The sequence below is a fragment of the Roseovarius lutimaris genome (genome assembly GCF_900115165.1).
Classification (GTDB): domain Bacteria; phylum Pseudomonadota; class Alphaproteobacteria; order Rhodobacterales; family Rhodobacteraceae; genus Roseovarius; species Roseovarius lutimaris.
Window position 1 is genome coordinate 1 of sequence record NZ_FOVP01000010.1, and the last position, 20,042, is coordinate 20,042.

A 20,042-nucleotide genomic window follows, 5' to 3' on the forward strand; every position below is an offset into this window, starting at 1 on the left:
GAGCCCTTGGTGCCGCCGGAGCCCTTGGTGCCACCCGAGCCGTCATCGGTAACACCACCGGTCAGGATCTGCGGGTTGCTGCTGTCCGAGTCGATCACCAGTGTAACGTTTGACAAATCAATATCGTCAAGGGTCATCGGGCCATTGTCGGACCATAGCGTAAAGCGCACATTGGCGACCTCGCCCTCGGTCGAATCCGGCATCTGGCCAAATTGAATAACAGCATCATAGTTTTCCGGGACAGTGAAGCCATTGGCCAACGCGTTGATCGCATTGGCGCTTGCTTCATGGCCGGTCACCGGCAGGTTGTTGGGATCGGGAAAGAAGTGCAGCGCGCCCACGTCCGCATCATCGACCATGTTGAAGAACAACCCATCGATATCGCCGATTTCACCATCGGGTGAGGTCGATTGCAGGTCAAAGAACAGAGTTCCTTCGACTGTTTGCAAGACCGAAACTGTTATCTGTGGACTATCGCCAAGGCTGAACGTCTCGGTGAGTTTACCACCATCGTCAGTAGTAGCGTCGCCTTCACTCGCCTGCTCGGAGCCCCCGGAATCATGACTCTCGCCAAAGTCGGCGGCCAAGTGTTCGTCGTACCAACTGGAGAAAGCATCGCCTTCGACGCCGCCATTATGATAGGCATCTGTTGAACTGGCCGATGCGTGGCCGGAGCCATTGGTGCCCCCGTCTCTATAATCCCTCATACTTTCATCTCCCCTAATCCATTGGAAATTCATGCGCGCAGGCGCGTTGGTTTGTTGTCCGAAGCCGAATGAAGGCCGCAGAGAACCAGCCCAAAATCAATTCTTAAACGCTATGCGACCGCCGCAATTTTGCCAAATTTTCCCTGCATTTAGAACAAATTGGTCCATTTTTGTCATCCAGTTGGAAACAGTGCGCGCGGATATTCTTTTTTCCCAGAGGACCCAAGGTCAATCCCCTCGCCGATCCTGCCCGGGCGTCGGCGAATCAGCTGGCGAATCATTTCCTTACTCTGACCTCAAATTCGCCGATTTTCGCCGATAGCCCTTGTAAAGAACTCCGGGTCCGGTCGCGCGTTTTGCGGCTCTGCGGGGGACAGGCACCCATTTTCGGTATTCGGGGTAAGCATGAGCGGCAGGAAAAAACGCAAAATGCGGATTGTAGAAAGTGCTGAAAGGCTCTTCTCCCAACCCGTTCTTGATGTGGATTCGCCAGGGGGGGAAAGCCGCTCAAGCTATCGGCTTGTCTTTGCCGATCGCACCGTGATTGCCACCCTGCGCCCCAACTTTCGTCGAACCCATATCGAAGCCTTCACGCTTCGCAAGCTCTGGCCGAACTGCACTGACTTGCCCGAATGTCTGGGCGTGGATGGCGAGATACTGTTTCAATCGGACGTCGGCGGCAAGCGTCTCAACCTTGAGATATCCAAGGTCAACAAGTCAAAACGGGTTGACCTGGCCCATGACGCCGTCGCGTCGATCTTTCGCATTCAGGCCGCGGGTCGCAAGGCCAGGCTGCACGAAGCGCTGCCACACCTGGGGCAGAACAAGCTATGGCTGGAAAACTTCGTGGGAGGCGTTAGCGAACTTGAAGAGTTTTCCCAAGGACGCTCTGCAAGCCTCGACAGACCCGCCCTATGCGACATGATTGCCTATCCAGGGGCGCAATTCGTCAAATGGGACTGTCGGTCGGGGAATGCCGCCATTGGCCCGGATGATAAATTGCGCTGGTTCGACTGTGAATACTCAGGCGCCCGCCACGGGGCCGAAGATTTTGCCTGGCTGATCGGGGATGAAGCCTGGCCCCTGAGCCCCGAGGTGATGGAGACAATTGTTGCCGACTGCTTTGACACCGGCACTGGCCATGCAAGGGATGACTATCTTGACTACATGGCTCTCTATCTGACCTTTCATTGTATTCAGCGGTTCAAACTGATCGTGAATGAGGCCAATAAACGCGGCTGGCTGTCGAAAACGCGGGTGCGCAAATACGATGATGTTGGCGCACACCCGGAGTTTGCCGCGCATATCTGCAGGGTAGGGAGCTATTTCGCGGAGAGAAACAATGAAACACGGCCTGTGGCACGTGATTTTGAAGATGCCGAGCTCGTATTTCTGAACGTCCTGAAGGATAGCCTGAAACGGGCAAAGGCGTGACCCTCATGAAGCATAATCAAATCAAACCCGTCCCGGACACCGCGTTGCAGGTCAGTATCATCGACAGCTATGCGGATTTCGTCAAATTGCGCGATGCATGGCAGGGGCTTGAACGTCGCGATCCGGAATCTACCGTGTTTCTGACATGGGACTGGATGGCGCAGATATTCCGCGACAGGCCATTTCGGTGGAGCGTCCTTGTGGTGCGCGATCCGGCCAGAGCCGGTGATGTGCTGTGCATCCTGCCGCTGAAATATCGTGTGCATTGGAGCACCAGCCGCAAGGAATTTCAAACCGAGCTGGAAGCCGCCGGACGACTGCTGTGGAGTGAATACACCGGGTTCCTGTGCAACCCGGCGCATGAGGTTGAGGCGCTGACAGCGGCTGCGGGCAAGCTGGCGCGGATGCCGTGGACCAAACTGTCGATGCGCTATGTCGCGCAACATCGCCGCTGCACAATCTTCACCGAGGCGCTGGCCGATCAGGGCTTTTCGGTGAGGTTCCGAGATTACTTGATCAACAACAAGGAAACCAACAATCTGCTGTGTCCGCAGGTTGAACTGCCGGAAGATTTCGACACTTATCTGAAAACCCAGCTCAGCAGTAATACCCGGCAGAAATTCAATCGCTTCAGACGCAAAAGTCTGGACACAGGCGACTACAACATCACCTGCGCCGATAATACGTCGTTTGAGTCCGATCTCGAGGCGCTGCTGACGTTCTGGAAACAGAAATGGAGCGCGCAGAAAGGCGAAGAGCAGGCCGAGCGTGTGGCCGCCAACTACCGCGATGTCCTGACGGCGGCACAGCGCACCGGGACATTGTTCATGCCGGTTCTGCGCAAGGGGAACACGCCGCTCGGCGCGTTGGGGCATGTGCTGGATGTAAAGAACGGTTTGATGCATTTCATCGTGGCTGGCCGGGATTTCGAAGCAAAAGAGACCTTCATCGGGTCGGCGATGCATTTCCACAGCATCGAATGGGCGATTGCGCAGGGCTATATTTGCTACGATTTCTGCCACGGCAACGAGGCCTATAAATATAACTACGGCGCGCAGGACCATGATGTCCTGTACTTTGAGGTCCGCCGCAAGAACCTGCGCGATGATCTGGTGCTTGATTCTATCTGCATCGGTGACGCAATGCGGCGGGTCGAGACATTCCTGAGCAGCGGTAAAATCGATCATGCCGCGCGTGCCTGTGCGCAGATTGCAAAGCTGTTTTCCTGAAACATCAATCATGGCTGATGCAAATTTGTGGTCCGGACAACGGCCATTTCACAAGGGTGTTTGAAGTCGGCGACGTTACAAATGACAAGAAACAGAGCCACTCCACGCCCATTCGACAGGATCGTGCGAATCCTGTCCAATCCTGCTCCCATTTCGGGAAATGGCCTTGTTGCTCAGTCCCAGAACAGGATGGTGCCGAAGTGTGGCTGCAACTTTCCGGTCACCTGCGGGCCTTGTTTTCCGACCGTTAGACATGGACGGATTGAACCGGCCACGATGGTTGATGGCGCTTGAGCAGATCCTGCGTCCGAAGGAATAACGGCCTGTCCCATGGCGCTCTGGTGTGCTCTACCCTTGGTGAGTCAAAATCATAAAGTCGTGATATCACCTCACGGTCCAGAAGAAATTTACCGCTCTTTTAACCCCAGTAATTCATGGGGTTTGAGTTTTTCGTTGATATAGCCCGTTTTGCCCCTCCTTTTTTGGTTCACGCAAGCGTCATGTTTTTTCGGGCTGTGTGGGGTGATGTTGCGACGCGACCGCGTCGAAGGGGAGACAGTAGATGTTCTGACGTGATCTGAAAAGCGCTGGACGAAGAGTGGTGGCCGCAGATACAAATGCACTTCGGCTTGAATCTCAGATTGAGCGATCCGATAGTCGAAGATGATTGGGGCACCGCGTGCGAATTGGCGAGGTAGCAGATGCAAATGACATTTAAAGTATTAAAGCCAAATGGACGGTATTCATGTGCATGATGTTCAGATCAAGCGCGAAAACTATATTTGTTTTAGTTTGCAATCTATATAATGGCTTGCGATCTAATCTTAAGGTGATTTCATGACCCCGGCCGCCCGGATTTCCGCCGCAATCGAGGTGCTGGATGCGATCCTTGACGGCGCGCATGCGGAAAAAGCGCTAGGCGGATGGGCAAGGCGCTCGCGCTTTGCCGGCTCCAAGGATCGCGCGGCCTTGCGCGATCATGTGTTTGGTGTTCTGCGCTGTTGGCGCTCTTATGCGGCGCTTGGCGGTGCTGGCACGGGGCGCGGTTTGATGATCGGGGCGTTGCGCGCGCAAGGCTCTGATCCGGAAGAGTTTTTCACCGGAGAGGGTCATGCGCCCGAACCGTTGAGCGCGGCCGAACGCGCCGCTGGCTCTGCGCCAACAGGCGCGGCGCGGCTTGATCTTCCGGATTGGCTCTGGCCGCTTTTTGAGGCCTCGCTTGGCGATGCGGCCGAAGATGCGGCGCTCGCCCTGCGGTCGCGCGCGCCGGTGATGCTGCGGGTCAACTTGCGGCAAGGGGACCCTGCGCAGGCGATTGCGCATCTGGCCAATGAGGGAATTGTCGCGCAACCGCATGATATTGCCAGTACTGCCCTGCATGTCACGGAAGGGGAACGAAAAATTTCCGGCTCTGCCTGTTACAACGATGGCTTGGTCGAGCTTCAGGATGGCAGTAGTCAGGCGGCAATGGCCCGGCTTGAGATCGCGCCCGGCGCGCGCGTCATGGATTATTGCGCCGGGGGTGGTGGCAAGGTTCTGGCGCTCGCGGCGCGCGTGGAGGGGGCGTTTTTTGCCCATGATACCGCGCCGCAGCGGATGAAGGACCTGCCGGTCCGCGCCGAGCGTGCGGGCGTTCGCGTTGATATTGTCGAGACGGCGCGGCTCCGTGATGAGGGGCCATTCGATCTGGTGCTGTGTGATGCGCCCTGTTCAGGAAGTGGGACATGGCGCCGCACGCCCGAGGCAAAATGGGCGCTGACGCCCGAACGCTTGAACGAGCTGACCTCAATCCAGCGCCAGATATTGCAGGACGCCGCCCCTCTGGTCACTCCGGGTGGGGTTTTGGTTTATGCGACATGCTCTCTTTTTGCCGATGAAAACCAAGCGACGATATCCCACTTTTTAAATAAAAATCCGGAATGGGAAATAATCGATGAAACCCGGTTTGCGATTTCTGAGGCAGGCGACGGTTTCTACATCTCGCAACTTCGTAAGAAGAGTTGATCTACCGCAACCTTGACGTGTTTTTTGGAGCGCCGTTAAACCTCACTTAAGGGTTTTGCCTCAGACAGGAGGGGAAACAGCGAACTTAAGGGAGCGGCTATTGGCTTTCATGACCCTTTCCGGCGGGCCAATCCGTCAGGCCGCATTGCGCATCGGACCGCGGGCCGGCGTCGTTCTTCTGGCCGCACTCCTGTTCTGGGCGGCGGCCTACCTTGTGCCTGCCGGCATGGCGCAGCTTGCTCTGGCTCTGGTGGGGGCAACCTTGGCGCTGGTTGCGATCTGGGTTGTTGTCATCAAACGTTCTATGGCGCGCTCCGCGCGGGATTTGCAGACTCGCGCACGAGAGTTGGTTGGCGATGATCTGGCGCCGTCGATCCTGACAGGGCCGGAGGGAAGAATAGTCTACTCCAACCCCGCGGCGGTCGACGCTTTTGACGCCGGGGCGGCCGTGACCCTGGCGGGGGCCTTGCGTCCGTTACTGGCCAATCCCGGTGTTATTCTCTTTCGGATGGAAAGCCGCGCCATGGCCAAAGGCGCCGCAGTCGAAGACGTGGTAACGCGCGTCGGGCACATGCGGCTGAGTGTTCACCGCGCCGGACTGGATCATTTTCTCTGGCGTATCGAAAAATCTGCGGATCGCCCGCAACGGGACGCCGATCCGGTATCCCTGCCGATGTTGACCGTGGGCCGCAATGAGGCGGTTCTGTTCATGAATGGCGCGGCCCGCAATCTTGTCGGCGAGCGTGCCCGTACGCTGGATCGGATCAGCTCGAAACTGCCGCTGCGCTCGGGGGAGATGAACGAGATCAACACGCCCGACGGCGAGGTCTCCTGTCTGGTGGTCGAACTGGAGGGCACCGCCGGGCGGCGCGAGATTTTCCTTTTGCCGGGGGTCGCCGGTGCCGAACGACAGCCCGACGGCTGGGCGTTCTTTGATGACCTGCCTGTGCCTTTGCTAAAGGTTGCGCGGAATGGAGCTATCCAGCTTTCAAACCGTCCGGCGCGTGACCTTCTGGGCGTGGCAAGTTGCAAGGATGCGCTTCTGAGCGATATGATGGAGGGGCTGGGCCGTTCGATTGCAGATTGGCTTGATGATGCCGCGGCCGGGCGCGGGACGGTGCATTCTGAATTCTTGCGCGTGTGCCGCAAAGATCGCGAGGTTTTTGTGCAGGTCACGCTAAACCGGGCGATGGAAGAAGGTGAGGTGGTGCTCATTGCCGTGCTGAGCGATGCGACCGAGCTTAAATCGCTGGAGGCGCAGTTCGTTCAAAGCCAGAAGATGCAGGCGATTGGCCAGTTGGCCGGCGGGGTGGCGCATGATTTCAACAACCTTCTGACGGCGATTTCGGGCCATTGCGACCTGCTTTTGCTGCGTCATGATCAGGGGGATATCGATTATAGCGATCTGATGCAGATCAACCAGAATGCCAATCGCGCGGCGGCCCTGGTCAGCCAGCTTTTGGCCTACTCCCGCAAGCAGACGCTACGGCCACAGGTTGTCGACTTGCGCGATACTCTGTCGGACCTGACACATCTTTTGAACCGGCTGGTCGGTGAGAAGGTCACGCTTTCCCTGAGCCATGACCCGACGCTGTCTGCCATTCGTGCCGACAAGCGACAGTTGGAGCAGGTGTTGATGAATTTGGTGGTCAATGCTCGCGATGCGATGCCCGAGGGCGGCGACATTCGGATCGTGACCGAAAACCTGACGCTGACAGAGCCTCTGCGCCGCGACCGTGCCGTGGTTGCGCCGGGGCGCTATGTGTCGGTTCAGGTGATCGACGAAGGGTCCGGGATTGCGCCGGACAAACTCCCGAAGGTGTTCGAGCCGTTTTTCACAACCAAACGGACCGGCGAGGGCACCGGGCTTGGCCTGTCCACGGCCTATGGCATCGTGAAACAGACCGGCGGCTTCATCTTCGTTGATAGCGCTCAGGGCAAGGGCGCGAGTTTTCAGCTGATGTTTCCGGCCTACCTTGGCGACGACAAGGTCGAGGCAATTCCCAGGGCCGCCGCCAGAAACGAGGCCCCGGCGAGCGGCGTCATCCTGCTTGTCGAGGACGAAGCGCCGGTGCGGGCCTTTGCCAGCCGTGCATTGCAGTTGCGCGGATTCACGGTGCTGGAGGCCGAATCGGCCGAAGACGCGTTGGAGATTCTGACGCATGAGGCGCTCAGAGTGGATGTTTTCGTCACCGACGTGGTCATGCCGGGGATCGACGGGCCAAGCTGGGTGCAGACCGCTTTGAAAAAGCGCCCCGACGTCAAGGTCGTGTTCATGTCAGGCTACGCCGAAGAAACCTTTGGCGATGCGCAGGCCAAAATTCCGAATTCGGTTTTCCTTCCCAAACCATTTTCTCTGAATGAGCTTACCGAGACGGTTCACCGCCAGATTGGTCAGGGGACTTCGGGGCGCTAAACCTTTGGCGCGGGCTTGGGGCGTGCAGGCAGGGGAGTGTGGTGCCCATTGGCGCCAATGCCCTCCCAAAGGGCGAAATCACTGGAAAACTTGCGCCGTAGCCGAGCCTCGGTCTTTGCGCTCAATTCAAGAGCGCACGCGGGGGATGCATTCAGGTTTTCGGTTTTGATCGTCGTTCCGAGTCGCTGTTCGAGAAAGTGCAGAAGGCCCGGCTGATCTTCATACCGAAACAGATGGGTGACACAGGTGCCATTGCGCTGTGGTTCGAGAAACTTTGACTGCGCGCCGACAGCCGCGAAACCGGGTTGCTCGCCCATGCAATAGGCGGTGACGAAATCGTCAAAACTCAGATCCTGCGTGCTGTTGGCGGTTCCGGCCATCGCCGGTCTTTGACGATAGCGATACCAGCTTCCAAGCCAGCTTATCGGCTCGCGCATCACCGCCAGAACATCAACGTCTGGCGTAATGAACCGTTCGATCATCGGGCGAAAGAACCGGTTGTAGCGAAAGACCGGCGCATGTTTCAGTTCGGGCGGCGAGGTCACCGCGATTGCCGCGAGCGGGGAAAGGCTCGCCTGATAGGCCGTGCTCCCGGTTTTCGGGACTGACAGGAATACCAGCTTTGCCTTTGAAAAAACTAACATCTTTCGGCCTTTTCCAAGAGATTTTTGCGCATTGGGTCACCGTAAACTACTTGTTAATCGTTTCAGGCAAAAGTGGATTTACCAATAATCTTCTTGAAATGTTCCGCTTTTGTCCTCATAACGGCGAGAACAAGAGGCGAACAAAGGCAGCGATTGCCGCCCGTGACCGGGTGTGGAATAAGGAAGCGAACAAATGGCAACGGCAGATCTTTTATCCATGGACAAAAAGAAAGACACGGACAAGCAAAAGGCGCTGGATAGCGCCCTTGCCCAGATCGAACGGCAGTTCGGCAAAGGCTCTATCATGCGGATGGGCGGCGCCAATCAGATCGCTGATGTCGAGGCGACCTCGACCGGTTCGCTTGGGCTTGATATCGCGCTTGGCATCGGCGGCATCCCCAAGGGGCGCATCATCGAGATTTATGGGCCCGAAAGCTCTGGCAAGACGACGCTGACGCTGCATTGTGTGGCGGAAGAACAGAAAAAGGGCGGTATCTGCGCCTTTGTCGATGCGGAACACGCCCTTGATCCGGTCTATGCGCGCAAGCTTGGCGTTAACCTTGATGATCTGTTGATTTCACAGCCCGACACCGGCGAACAGGCGCTTGAGATCGTCGACACGCTGGTACGCTCTGGCGCGGTCAGCATGATCGTGGTCGATTCGGTGGCCGCCCTTACCCCCAAGTCGGAACTTGAGGGCGAGATGGGCGACAGCAGCGTCGGTGTGCATGCCCGCCTGATGAGCAAGGCCATGCGCAAGCTGACCGGCTCGATCAGCCGCACCAAATGCACGGTGATTTTCATCAACCAGATCCGCATGAAGATCGGCGTCATGTTCGGCAGTCCGGAAACCACCACCGGCGGCAACGCGTTGAAATTCTATAGCTCGGTCCGGCTTGATATCCGCCGTATCGGCGCGCTCAAGGATCGCGACGAAATCGTTGGCAACGCCACCCGTGTCAAGGTCGTCAAGAACAAGGTGGCACCGCCCTTCAAACAGGTGGAATTCGACATCATGTATGGCGAAGGCATCAGCAAAATGGGCGAGCTTCTTGATCTTGGCTCCAAGGCCGGCGTCGTTGAAAAATCCGGAAGCTGGTTCAGCTACGGGGATGAACGCATCGGGCAGGGGCGTGAGAATGCCAAGACCTTTTTGCGGGAAAACCCCAGAATGGCGCTTGAGATCGAGGATAAAATTCGCGCCTCGCATGGGTTGGACTTTGATATGTCCGAGCGCCCGGACGACAGTGATGATGGTGATATCGTTGAGGGATAACCCGATATCCCCGACAGGATTGAGGCCCGGCCAATGCGCCGGGCCTTTTCTTGCGGTGGACATGGCAAGACGGCCCCGTTAAATCATCCGGATGCAGGCCAGATAACCGCCCGGAAAGAGATGCCAATGCCAACGCTGAATGAAATCCGTTCGACTTTTCTCAACTTTTTCGAGCGCAACGATCACCGCATCGTCGATAGCTCACCGCTTGTGCCGCGCAATGACCCGACGTTGATGTTTACCAATTCCGGGATGGTGCAGTTCAAGAACTGTTTCACCGGGGTCGAGCATCGCGATTACACCCGCGCCACCACAAGCCAGAAATGCGTGCGCGCCGGCGGCAAGCATAACGATCTCGACAATGTCGGCTATACCGCGCGCCATCACACGTTTTTCGAGATGCTCGGCAATTTCAGCTTTGGGGATTATTTCAAGGAGCAGGCGATCCCCTATGCCTGGGATCTGCTGACCAAGGATTTCGGGCTGGATAAGTCAAAGCTTCTGGTCACGGTCTATCATACCGATGACGAGGCGGCGTCGATCTGGAAGAAATATGCCGGGCTTGGCGATGACCGGATCATTCGGATCGCGACCGATGACAATTTCTGGTCGATGGGTGCGACCGGCCCCTGTGGCCCCTGCACCGAGATTTTCTATGACCATGGCCCGGATATCTGGGGCGGCCCTCCGGGCAGTGCGGAAGAGGATGGCGATCGTTTCATCGAGATATGGAACCTTGTTTTCATGCAGAATGAACGGTTCGAGGATGGCACGCAGCGCGACCTTGACATGCAGTCGATTGATACCGGCATGGGGCTGGAACGGATTGGCGCGCTGTTGCAGGGCAAGCATGACAATTACGACACCGACCTGATGCGCAACCTGATCGAGGCAAGCGCCAATGTCACAAGCCAGGATCCCGATGGCCCCGGCAATGTGCATCACCGGGTGATTGCCGATCACCTGCGCTCGACCTCTTTCCTGATGGCCGATGGGGTGATGCCAAGCAATGAGGGGCGCGGTTATGTGCTGCGCCGGATCATGCGTCGCGCCATGCGTCATGCGCATCTTTTGGGTGCCAAGGACCCGGTCATGCACCGTCTGGTGCCGGCGCTTGTGACGCAAATGGGTCAGGCCTATCCCGAACTTGGCCGCGCCCAATCCATGATCGAGGAAACGCTACGGCTTGAAGAAACCCGCTTTAAACAAACGCTTGAGCGTGGGTTGCGGCTTTTGGATGACGAACTTGGTGATCTGCCCGAGGGCGTGGCCCTGCCGGGGGCGACGGCGTTCAAGCTGTATGACACCTTCGGCTTTCCGCTTGATCTGACGCAGGACGCGCTGCGCGAAAAGGGCCGTTCGGTTGACGCCGAGGGCTTTGACGCGGCCATGGCCGAGCAAAAGGCCAAGGCGCGCGCGGCATGGTCGGGCTCGGGCGAGGCGGCGGATGCGGCCGTCTGGTTTGATATCGCCGAAGACAAGGGCACAACCGATTTTCTTGGCTATGACACCGAAGTGGCCGAGGGGCAGATCACCGCGCTTGTGGCCGATGGCGTGCCGGTTGCGGCGGCCAAAGCGGGCGACACTGTTCAGATCGTCCTGAACCAGACGCCGTTTTATGCGGAATCCGGTGGTCAGGTGGGCGATCAGGGCGTGATCAAGACCGAAACCGGCAGCGGGCGTGTGACCGATACCAAAAAGGTGGCCGGGGTGTTCATCCATTTTGCCGAGGTGTGCGAAGGCGAGATCACAGTCGGGCAGGCGGCACAGCTAAACGTCGATCACGCCCGCCGCAGCGCCATTCGCGCCAATCATTCGGCGACGCATTTGCTTCATGAGGCGCTGCGCGAGGTGCTTGGCCCCCACGTGGCACAGCGCGGGTCGCTTAATGCCGAGGATCGCCTGCGCTTTGACTTTAGCCATACCAAGCCGCTGAGCGATGATGAGATGGCAAAGGTCGAGGCCGACGTAAACGCCTATATCCGCCAGAACAGCGCGGTTGAAACCCGGATCATGACGCCGGATGATGCGCGCGGCCTTGGGGCACAGGCGCTGTTTGGCGAGAAATACGGCGATGAGGTGCGGGTCGTGTCGATGGGGCAAGCGGAGGGCTCGGGTCGCGGGCCGGACGGGCGGACCTATTCGATCGAACTTTGCGGCGGCACCCATGTGCGCCAGACCGGCGATATCGGCGTCTTTGTGGCGCTTGGCGATAGCGCGTCAAGTGCCGGCGTGCGCCGGATCGAGGCGCTGACCGGGGCGGCGGCTTTTGAGTATCTCAGCGGGCAAAATGCGCGCCTGTCCCTGGTCGCACAGGACCTCAAGGCGCGCCCGGAAGAGGTTGTCGAGCGGGTCAAATCGCTCATGGACGAGCGCCGCGCGCTGTCCAATGAGGTCGCACAGCTGCGCCGCGAATTGGCGATGGCCGGTGGGTCCGGTGAGGGTGGCGGCCCGGAGGTGCGCGAAATCAACGGCGTGAAATTCATCGCACAGGTACTGTCCGGCGTTCAGGGCAGGGATCTTCCGCCACTGATTGACGAGCATAAGGCGCGCCTTGGATCGGGGGCGGTCTTGCTCATGGCCGATACAGGTGGCAAAGTGGCCGTTGCCGCAGGCGTGACCGGGGATATGACCGCTCGGATCTCGGCGGTGGATCTGGTGCGTGCCGCTGTGGCCGAACTGGGCGGAAAGGGCGGCGGCGGTCGCCCCGATATGGCCCAGGGCGGTGGCAGCGACATCACCGGGTCAGAGGACGCGATCAAGGCGGCAGAGGGGGTCATTTCGGCCTGAGGAGGAACGATGAGCGCCTATATAATTGCCCGGATCAATGTGACCGACGCCGAAGACTACAAGAACTATGCAGGCCAAACGGTTGCATTGGCAGAGAAATTTGGCGGAAAGTATCTGGTGAAGGGGGGCGCACAGACCCAGTTGGAGGGCAACGGTCCCGACCGGCATGTGCTGATCGAATTCCCGGATCGCGAGACCGCCCTTGAGTGGTATAATTCCGACGCCTATCGCCGTATTTTGCCGATCGCGATCAGCAGCAGTGACCGCGACATTGTCGTCGTAGACGGCCTTTAAACCCGAGGAGAGACCAGCATGCCAGCCCTTTGGATTGCCCATGTGACCGTGACCGATGACGAGGCCTATGGCAAATATGCCAAGCTTGCGGGCCCTGCCATTACCAAGCATGGCGGTGCGTTCATCGCACGCGGCGGGCGGTTTGTACAACTTGAGGGCAAGGAGCGCCCGCGCAATGTTGTGGCGCGTTTTCCCTCGGTCGAGGCGGCCGAGACATGTTATCACAGCGACGACTATCAAGCGGCGCTGAACCATGCGCGTGGTGCATCCGAGCGCGAACTGCTTATCGTCGAAATTACTGAATAATATTGTTCACCGCCCGCTCGCCAATGGATTTGGCGCTTAGCGGGCAGTGCATGATTGCGCCGTAAGGGCTAGGCCTTTTTCGCGTTCCGCTTGCGCTCGATCGGATCGAGAAAGCGCTTGCGCAGACGGATGGCGTTGGGGGTGACCTCGACCAGTTCGTCATCGTCGATATAGGCAATCGCCTGTTCCAGGCTCATGGTGACCGGTGTGGTCAGGCGCACGGCCTCGTCGGTGCCAGAGGCCCGTACGTTGGTCAGCTTTTTGCCCTTGAGGGGGTTCACCTCAAGATCGTTTTCACGGGCGTGTTCGCCGATGATCATGCCGGTATAAATCTTGGTTTGCGGGCCGATGAACATCTTGCCGCGCTCTTCCAGATTCCAGAGCGCATAGGCCACGGACTCGCCGGTTTCCATTGAGATCAGAACACCCGAGCGGCGGCCGGGGATGGGGCCACGATACGGGGTCCAACTATGGAAAACGCGGTTCAGAACACCGGTGCCGCGCGTGTCGGTCAAAAATTCGCCGTGATAGCCGATGAGACCGCGCGACGGCACTAGCGCGATGATCCGGGTCTTGCCCGCCCCCGCCGGTTTCATCTCGGTCAGATCGCCCTTGCGCGGGCCGGTCAGCTTTTCGATCACGGCGCCGGAATATTCGTCATCGACGTCAATCGTGACCTCTTCAAGCGGTTCAAGACGCTCGCCGTTCTCGCCGTCGCGCATAAGAACCTGCGGCCGCGAAATGCTGAGTTCAAAGCCTTCGCGGCGCATGTTTTCGATCAACACGCCCATCTGCAATTCGCCGCGACCGGCCACCTCGAAGGCGTCGCCGCCAGGGGTATCGGTGACGCGGATCGCAACGTTTGATTCGGCCTCTTTCAGCAAGCGCTCGCGGATCACCCGTGATTGGACCTTCTTGCCATCGCGGCCCGCCAGGGGGCTGTCATTGATGCCAAAGGTCACGGTGATGGTGGGCGGGTCAATCGGTTGGGCCTCGATCGGCTCTTCGACAGCAAGGGCGCAGATCGTATCGGCCACGGTGGCCTTTGACATGCCGGCAAGGCTCACGATGTCGCCGGCAAGGGCCTCGTCGATATCCTGGCTTGCGAGGCCGCGAAACGCCTGAATACGGGTGACGCGGAACTGTTCGATCTTCTGGCCGATGCGGCTTAGGGCCTGGACGGTTGCACCGACCTTGAGGCGGCCGGATTCAACCCGACCAGTCAGCAAACGACCCACAAACGGATCAGCGCCAAGCGTTGTCGCCAGCATGCGAAAATCTTCGTCCTGATGGGCGACCTGCTTGGGCGCGGGGACGTGGTTGACGATAAGCTCGAACAGGGCGGTAAGGTCTTTGCGCGGACCGTGCAGCTCGTGATCGGCCCAGCCGGAGCGCCCGGAGGCATACATATGCGGGAAATCAAGCTGATCGTCATTGGCATCAAGGCTGGCAAAAAGATCAAAACATTCGTTCAGCGCGCGGTCCGGCTCGGCGTCGGTCTTGTCGACCTTGTTGAGAACGACAATCGGGCGCAACCCGAGGCGCAGCGCCTTGGAGGTCACGAATTTGGTTTGCGGCATCGGGCCTTCGGCGGCATCGACAAGCAAGACCACGCCGTCAACCATGCTCAGGATACGCTCTACCTCACCGCCGAAATCGGCGTGACCGGGGGTGTCGACGATGTTGATGCGGGTATTTTTCCAGACCAGGCTTGTCGGCTTGGCAAAAATGGTAATGCCGCGCTCACGCTCCAGATCGTTGCTGTCCATGGCGCGTTCGTCGACGGCCTGATTGGCCCGGAACGCGCCGGATTGTTTCAGCAGTTCGTCAACCAGCGTCGTCTTGCCGTGGTCAACGTGGGCGATGATTGCGATATTGCGCATGTCCATAGGGGCGGTGTCCTGATATTGTTCGCCTGCGCCCTATACGCCGCAGCGCGGAAAGGCCAGAGGCAAAGCGCGTGCTGCGCGTCTTCATGCTGCCGCGCTGTGTCGCTTTTGAAACAGGGCAGGCCGGGAAAACCTTATCGTGGTTGGCCCGAGCGCGCAAAGCTTGGCGCCGCTGCCCAGCTTGAAGCGCGCAAGGCCCGGCGCGTTTGCGGCCTCGATCGGGCCAAGATCAAGCCGGACCACCCCACGCGCGGACAGCCAATTTTGCGCCTCCCAGAGCAGAAGATTATGCGCCGATGTCTTGCGCCCCAAGGCCCCGCTCCAGCCGATGTGATAGGTGGCGGTCGTGCCGTGATGCAGGATAAGCATCTGTGCCGCCAGTTCGTTCGCCCTATGCGCACTCCAGATGCGGGCGGCGCCGGGGTTCTGGCGGGCGAAGGCCAGGCAAAACCCAAGCGGCAGGGCGCGATAGCCACGCGTGCGGCGCTGTGCGGCCTCGCGGCGCAAAAAGGCGGCGTCGCGGGCCGGGTCGAATTCGCGCTCGGATATCACAAGCCCGGCGGCTTCGGCATGGCGCAGCCGGTTGCGCCATTTACCATGCTGTGCGGCCTGCCGCTCTTTGATCGGCGCGCGCAGGTCAAGCTGGGCCACGGATTGCGGCGCGATCAGGGGGCGAAAGCCATGCGACGCAAGCTCGGCCGCAGCGCTGTCACTGTCGGCGTTGCCGATCCAGAGCCCGCCACCGGACATGACCCCGGTCATGCAGGACAGGAAGGTATCGCGCTGTTGCGATGATTGCTCCGGCCGCCAGATTGGGCCGCGCGGAAGCCAGTTGAGCGTGATCGGCCCCATGCGCCGACGCACCACAAGCGCCTGCGCCGCGATGCCGTCGTCAACCCGGCCGGTAATGCCCTGCACCTGTGCGCCCATGGCCGTCAGGGCGCGGGCATACTGCGGCGTTTGTTGCAGGGCGGCGGGACCGGGCGGGGGGCTACCATGCATGCTGAGGTCTATCTTCATCCCCCGACTTAATCGCCAGAACCGCTAAAATTCATTTAACACGCGCATAAAAAAAACCGCAGCCCGGAACGGCTGCGGCCAATTCAAATCGACAAACGCGGTGTCAGAACGGGATTTCGTCGTCCATGTCGCGCGAGGGCCGACTGGGGGCAGAGCCACCACCGCCGCCGCCGCTGGACTCGCCGTAACCGCCACCATAACCGCCGCTGTCCTGACTGCCGCCATAGCCGCCGCCACCACCGCCACCGCCACCGCCTTCGCCACGACCGTCGAGCATCACGAGGGTTGCATCAAAGCCCTGAAGGACGATTTCGGTGCTGTACTTATCCTGCCCGGACTGATCCTGCCATTTGCGGGTCTGAAGCTTGCCCTCCAGATAGACCTTGGAGCCTTTGCGCAAATACTGCTCTGCCACCCGCACAAGGCCCTCGGAAAAGATCGCGACCGAGTGCCATTCGGTCTTTTCGCGCCGCTCGCCGGTGTTGCGGTCTTTCCAGGTTTCAGAGGTCGCTATGCGCAGGTTGCACACCTTGCCGCCGTTCTGAAACGTGCGCACCTCGGGGTCGCGGCCCAGGTTGCCGATGAGAATTACCTTGTTTACAGAGCCGGCCATCGTGCCCTCCTTCTGTCATGCTGCGGGTTGGCGTTCTGGTGGTTACACCACTCGAAGGGGGTGAAGGAAAGCTTAAAATTGCCCTCAAATAGGCGGAAATTGGTGTGCTGCGGCAGAATCCGGAAAACAAGGCTCGAAATCCGGGGCAATTTCCGTATATTGCGCCAAACGTTAAGTCTGGGGGCAGAATGGGAATTCGAGCGATCGCAGGGGCGGTTCTGGCCGTTGGTTTGATTCAGCCGGCCGGGGCCGAGGTTCTGTCAACCAAAAGCCGGGGCACATTGTTCAAATCCCAGACCAGCGTTTTGGACAATCGCGCACGCCAGCAATACAATAATTCGATTCGCCTTCAGCCGCAGCGCGTCAATACGCCGACGATGTGGGGGGACGATCTGTCGCCGCGCTTCAAGGGCGCCTATCGCGGGCCCTATCTTGATGTGGCGAAACAGGCGGCGCGGCGCCACGGTGTGCCCGTGGATCTCTTCCTGCGTCTGGTGCAGCAGGAATCCGGCTGGCAGGTCAAGGCGCGCTCGCACAAGGGGGCGATTGGTCTGGCACAGCTGATGCCACAGACCGCGCGCCGTCTTGGCGTCAACCCGCATGACCCGCGTCAGAACCTTGAGGGGGGCGCGCGTTACCTTGCCGCGCAGTACAAGGAATTCGGATCGTGGCGGCTTGCGCTTGCGGCCTATAATGCCGGTCCCGGTGCGGTCAAGAAATACGGCGGCGTGCCGCCCTATAAAGAGACCCGCAACTATGTGCGTGTGATCTGGGGAAGCTAGGGCAGAGCGCGCTCAGGCGGCAAAGCCGATCTCATAGAGATGAATTTCGTTTGCCGGGTGCTTTTGCGCATTTACCAATCTGCCGTTGTGATGATTGAACAGCGCCCGCCAATAGGGCTGAATGATCACGCCTTCATCGCGCAGCAGGGTTTCAAGCTGCGCCATCACCTCGCGGCGGGTCTCGGCATCGGCAAGCGTGTTGGCGCGATCTAGAAGCGCGTCGAATTCGGCGTTGGCAAAGCCGGTTTCATTCCACGCCGCCCCCGAGCGATAGGCAAGCGACAGAACCTGGACATCCAGCGGGCGGTGGTTCCACTGGGTTGAGGAAAACGGAAAATCGCGCCAATTGGGCCAGAATTGATCGCCCGGCAGAATCCTGCGCTCTACCCTTAGCCCCGCATCGCGCAATTGCACGGCGACCGCATCGCCGGTGTTGCGCTGCCATTCGTCGTCAACGGTGACCAGCTCGTGAACATAGCCCAAAAGCCCGGCCGCCTCGATATCCTTGCGCGCCTGAGCAGGGTCATAGGGGGCGGGGCCGATATCGGCATAGGCCGGGTGGATCGGGCTGACGTGGTGATTGGCGGCCACGGTGCCCCGCCCGCCATAGCCAAGCTCAAGACAGATCGCGTTATCGACGGCAAGCGCAAGGGCGCGGCGGACGTGACGCTTGGTATAGGGGTTGGTGCCCACCACGGCGGCGCTCTGCGAGGCGCGGATCACCGTGGTCGCAGCGGTTTGCGCGCGGGTTTTGATCCAGCCGATATCATCCATCGCATCGACGAAATCACCGACGGTTTCATAGAGTAGGTCAACCTCATCGGCGATCGCCGCCGCAAGCCAGCTTGACGGGTTGGTGCCGTAATCAATGAATTCCACGCGATCAAGATAGGGGCCGCCATAAACATCCGTCCCCCACCAGATGTGGTCGGGGTGACGCTCCAGAATGCAGGTTTCACCGGGTACCATGAACACCGGTCGGAACGGGCCGGTGCCGATACCGTGCACAAAGGGATCGCCGCCCGCATAGCTTTCATGCACGATCGCCGCCGGGTAATCCGCCATATTGGCAATCACCGATATATCGGGCGCCGAGAGGGCAAGCGCGACAGTGCTGTCGTCAAGCACGGTAATCGCGCCGTTGCGCGCCTGTCCGGTCTCGGCGTCGATCATTCCGGCAAAGCGCCCGGCCATGGAATTGCCCGGGGCGGTGGTATCGCACCACCGTGCGATATTGCGCGCCACATCGTCGGCGTCAAAGGCATCGCCATTGTTCCAGGTCACGCCCTTGCGGACGTTCAAGAGATAGCGAGTGGCATCCTCATTCACGCTCCAGCTTTCAAGGAGCATGCCGCGAAAGCTTCCGTCGCCGACATATTCCACCAGATATTCCAGAAAGCCGCGGGTCTGGTTGCCAAGTTCGCTCCAGTCATAGCTGCGCGGATCTTTCAGCGGTTTGACGTTTTGCTGAATGCGCAGGGTTCCGCCCGGGGCGATGACGGGTTGCTCGGCGCTGGCAGGGGCGGGCAGGCCGCCAAGCGCACAGGCCGCGCCTGCCGTCAGACCAAGAGATGTTGCGCGACTCAGAAACTCTCGCCTGTCCATGCGCCCGGCCTTGAGATCACCAACGTAGCGGTGGGCGGCAGGATGGGGTGGGGGGCAAGAGTGTCGTGACATGGAACGCTTTCATTGAGGGGATTGAGAGGCAGGAATCCCGGGCACCGATCAAGTCATCTTAGGCATTAGATAACGAGCGGTCCTCAAGTGCAACCCGCCGCGCGCGCATTCCCGCGGCCTGAACGAAAATCAGGCACTATTTGCACGCGGCGCGCGCTCTGCGGCCCTGGATCGAAGCGCCGAAGGGCTTAGCCCGGTGTGTTGCAGCACGAAACGCGAGAAATAGGCGGCGCTGCCAAAGCCAAGCATGGCGGCGATCTGGCCGATTGGCATATCGCTGTCTTCAAGCAGATCACGCGCGGCATGCAGGCTGCGTTCGGTCAGCATATCCGCCGCCGTCAGCCCCGAAGCCTGGCGGCTGACGCGGGTAAGGTGGGTGGGGGTCACCCCAAGCGCGCGGGCATAGACCGCCATCGCGCGCCCGCTTTTGTAATCCCGCTCGATCAGCGCCGAATAACCCCGCATCAGGCGCTCTGTGGCGCCGATCTTGTCGGGGGTGCCATAATCGATCATCGCGCGACGAAGCCAGACCGTTAGAATGCTGGCCTGAGCATTCATCGCCTCATCCATGAACGGGCGCGCGGCACTTTGTTCGCGCTGCATCGCCTCAAGGATCGCGGTCAGCTCGTTCTGGCTGGTGACGTCGCGGATGCGCAGATGCTGGGTCATGTCGGGCATCAGGATCGGCCCGCCTGCGGGCACAAGGCAGACAAGGCCAAAGCCGGTCTTGCCCAGATCGAGCGAAAACATCGTGCCCGCCGGGATTGCCAGGGCATTGTGCACCCCGACGCCGCGCCGCACCCCGTCAACCACCGCGATGCCCTGGCCACGGGTGATCCAGATCAGCGCATGCGCCTCGCTGCTGTGTTGCAAGGTGCTGCGCCAGTCGCTGCCGCGTGCCCATTGCACCAGGGTCTTGATTTCGGCATGCCGCATGATCTGCTGTCTCCGGGGTGAACAG

16 protein-coding genes are annotated in these 20,042 nt (G+C 59.6%); 9 read left to right on the plus strand and 7 right to left on the minus strand.

The window, feature by feature from the left end:
- The coding region (locus BMZ91_RS21085; protein WP_143076326.1) for a hypothetical protein at window positions 1-707 on the minus strand (707 nt) is incomplete at its 3' end.
- 429 nt (window positions 708-1,136) lie between these two features.
- Here BMZ91_RS21085 and BMZ91_RS09850 point away from each other — a divergent pair.
- From BMZ91_RS09850 to BMZ91_RS09865, 4 genes are all read left to right on the plus strand, one after another.
- Entirely contained in the window at window positions 1,137-2,141 is a 1,005-nt protein-coding gene (locus tag BMZ91_RS09850; protein WP_245736300.1) for a hypothetical protein, read from the plus strand.
- A gap of 5 nt (window positions 2,142-2,146) precedes the next feature.
- Entirely contained in the window at window positions 2,147-3,370 is a 1,224-nt protein-coding gene (locus BMZ91_RS09855) for a GNAT family N-acetyltransferase (RefSeq protein WP_092837880.1), read from the plus strand.
- A gap of 837 nt (window positions 3,371-4,207) precedes the next feature.
- Window positions 4,208-5,374 (plus strand): RsmB/NOP family class I SAM-dependent RNA methyltransferase, encoded by a 1,167-nt coding sequence (locus tag BMZ91_RS09860; RefSeq protein WP_092837883.1) that lies wholly within the window; start codon window positions 4,208-4,210, stop codon window positions 5,372-5,374.
- 109 nt (window positions 5,375-5,483) lie between these two features.
- Window positions 5,484-7,790, plus strand: coding sequence for an ATP-binding protein (locus tag BMZ91_RS09865; RefSeq protein ID WP_092837886.1), 2,307 nt, complete (start codon window positions 5,484-5,486; stop codon window positions 7,788-7,790).
- Here the strand turns inward: BMZ91_RS09865 and BMZ91_RS09870 are convergent.
- A complete protein-coding gene (locus tag BMZ91_RS09870; RefSeq protein WP_092837889.1) occupies window positions 7,787-8,434 on the minus strand; it encodes a gamma-glutamyl kinase in 648 nt (215 codons plus the stop codon). The genes BMZ91_RS09865 and BMZ91_RS09870 overlap by 4 nt on opposite strands.
- Before the next feature lie 193 nt (window positions 8,435-8,627).
- Between BMZ91_RS09870 and recA the strand changes: the two genes are divergently transcribed.
- The 4 genes from recA to BMZ91_RS09890 all read left to right on the plus strand — a co-directional run bounded on the left by recA (window position 8,628) and on the right by BMZ91_RS09890 (window position 13,100).
- Window positions 8,628-9,710: a recombinase RecA gene (recA, locus tag BMZ91_RS09875; RefSeq protein ID WP_092837892.1), complete on the plus strand. Its 1,083-nt coding sequence runs from the start codon at window positions 8,628-8,630 to the stop codon at window positions 9,708-9,710.
- 126 nt (window positions 9,711-9,836) lie between these two features.
- Window positions 9,837-12,500, plus strand: a complete 2,664-nt coding sequence (gene alaS / locus BMZ91_RS09880) for an alanine--tRNA ligase (RefSeq protein WP_092838239.1) — start codon at window positions 9,837-9,839, stop codon at window positions 12,498-12,500.
- 9 nt (window positions 12,501-12,509) lie between these two features.
- Window positions 12,510-12,794: a DUF1330 domain-containing protein gene (locus BMZ91_RS09885; protein WP_092837895.1), complete on the plus strand. Its 285-nt coding sequence runs from the start codon at window positions 12,510-12,512 to the stop codon at window positions 12,792-12,794.
- Between the two features lie 18 nt (window positions 12,795-12,812).
- Window positions 12,813-13,100, plus strand: coding sequence for a DUF1330 domain-containing protein (locus tag BMZ91_RS09890; RefSeq protein ID WP_092837898.1), 288 nt, complete (start codon window positions 12,813-12,815; stop codon window positions 13,098-13,100).
- Window positions 13,101-13,168: 68 nt separating this feature from the next.
- Here the strand turns inward: BMZ91_RS09890 and typA are convergent, their stop codons facing one another.
- The 3 genes from typA to BMZ91_RS09905 form a co-directional block, all read right to left on the minus strand.
- Window positions 13,169-14,989 carry a translational GTPase TypA gene (typA, locus tag BMZ91_RS09895; RefSeq protein WP_092837901.1) on the minus strand — a complete coding sequence of 607 codons (1,821 nt, stop codon included), beginning with the start codon at window positions 14,987-14,989 and terminating at the stop codon, window positions 13,169-13,171.
- 84 nt (window positions 14,990-15,073) lie between these two features.
- Window positions 15,074-15,991, minus strand: coding sequence for a GNAT family N-acetyltransferase (locus BMZ91_RS09900; RefSeq protein WP_177193834.1), 918 nt, complete (start codon window positions 15,989-15,991; stop codon window positions 15,074-15,076).
- Between the two features lie 121 nt (window positions 15,992-16,112).
- On the minus strand, window positions 16,113-16,622 hold the full coding sequence (locus BMZ91_RS09905) for a single-stranded DNA-binding protein (RefSeq protein WP_092837907.1): 510 nt from the start codon (window positions 16,620-16,622) through the stop codon (window positions 16,113-16,115).
- Window positions 16,623-16,810: 188 nt separating this feature from the next.
- Between BMZ91_RS09905 and BMZ91_RS09910 the strand changes: the two genes are divergently transcribed.
- Window positions 16,811-17,404, plus strand: a complete 594-nt coding sequence (locus BMZ91_RS09910; RefSeq protein ID WP_092837910.1) for a lytic transglycosylase domain-containing protein — start codon at window positions 16,811-16,813, stop codon at window positions 17,402-17,404.
- 12 nt (window positions 17,405-17,416) lie between these two features.
- Here the strand turns inward: BMZ91_RS09910 and BMZ91_RS09915 are convergent, their stop codons facing one another.
- Window positions 17,417-19,009 carry an ABC transporter substrate-binding protein gene (locus BMZ91_RS09915; protein ID WP_092837913.1) on the minus strand — a complete coding sequence of 531 codons (1,593 nt, stop codon included), beginning with the start codon at window positions 19,007-19,009 and terminating at the stop codon, window positions 17,417-17,419.
- Between the two features lie 201 nt (window positions 19,010-19,210).
- A complete protein-coding gene (locus BMZ91_RS09920; RefSeq protein ID WP_092837916.1) occupies window positions 19,211-20,017 on the minus strand; it encodes a helix-turn-helix domain-containing protein in 807 nt (268 codons plus the stop codon).
- Window positions 20,018-20,042 lie beyond the last annotated feature (25 nt).

What these genes read in the sequence shown, in the direction of transcription:
- BMZ91_RS09850 (WP_245736300.1), top strand. Translation starts at nt 1,137, where the DNA reads ATGCGGATTGTAGAAAGTGCTGAAAGGCTCTTCTCCCAACCCGTTCTT.
- BMZ91_RS09855 (WP_092837880.1), top strand. Translation starts at nt 2,147, where the DNA reads ATGAAGCATAATCAAATCAAACCCGTCCCGGACACCGCGTTGCAGGTC.
- BMZ91_RS09860 (WP_092837883.1), top strand. Translation starts at nt 4,208, where the DNA reads ATGACCCCGGCCGCCCGGATTTCCGCCGCAATCGAGGTGCTGGATGCG.
- BMZ91_RS09865 (WP_092837886.1), top strand. Translation starts at nt 5,484, where the DNA reads ATGACCCTTTCCGGCGGGCCAATCCGTCAGGCCGCATTGCGCATCGGA.
- BMZ91_RS09870 (WP_092837889.1), bottom strand. Translation starts at nt 8,434, where the DNA reads ATGTTAGTTTTTTCAAAGGCAAAGCTGGTATTCCTGTCAGTCCCGAAA.
- recA (WP_092837892.1), top strand. Translation starts at nt 8,628, where the DNA reads ATGGCAACGGCAGATCTTTTATCCATGGACAAAAAGAAAGACACGGAC.
- alaS (WP_092838239.1), top strand. Translation starts at nt 9,837, where the DNA reads ATGCCAACGCTGAATGAAATCCGTTCGACTTTTCTCAACTTTTTCGAG.
- BMZ91_RS09885 (WP_092837895.1), top strand. Translation starts at nt 12,510, where the DNA reads ATGAGCGCCTATATAATTGCCCGGATCAATGTGACCGACGCCGAAGAC.
- BMZ91_RS09890 (WP_092837898.1), top strand. Translation starts at nt 12,813, where the DNA reads ATGCCAGCCCTTTGGATTGCCCATGTGACCGTGACCGATGACGAGGCC.
- typA (WP_092837901.1), bottom strand. Translation starts at nt 14,989, where the DNA reads ATGGACATGCGCAATATCGCAATCATCGCCCACGTTGACCACGGCAAG.
- BMZ91_RS09900 (WP_177193834.1), bottom strand. Translation starts at nt 15,991, where the DNA reads ATGCATGGTAGCCCCCCGCCCGGTCCCGCCGCCCTGCAACAAACGCCG.
- BMZ91_RS09905 (WP_092837907.1), bottom strand. Translation starts at nt 16,622, where the DNA reads ATGGCCGGCTCTGTAAACAAGGTAATTCTCATCGGCAACCTGGGCCGC.
- BMZ91_RS09910 (WP_092837910.1), top strand. Translation starts at nt 16,811, where the DNA reads ATGGGAATTCGAGCGATCGCAGGGGCGGTTCTGGCCGTTGGTTTGATT.
- BMZ91_RS09915 (WP_092837913.1), bottom strand. Translation starts at nt 19,009, where the DNA reads ATGGACAGGCGAGAGTTTCTGAGTCGCGCAACATCTCTTGGTCTGACG.
- BMZ91_RS09920 (WP_092837916.1), bottom strand. Translation starts at nt 20,017, where the DNA reads ATGCGGCATGCCGAAATCAAGACCCTGGTGCAATGGGCACGCGGCAGC.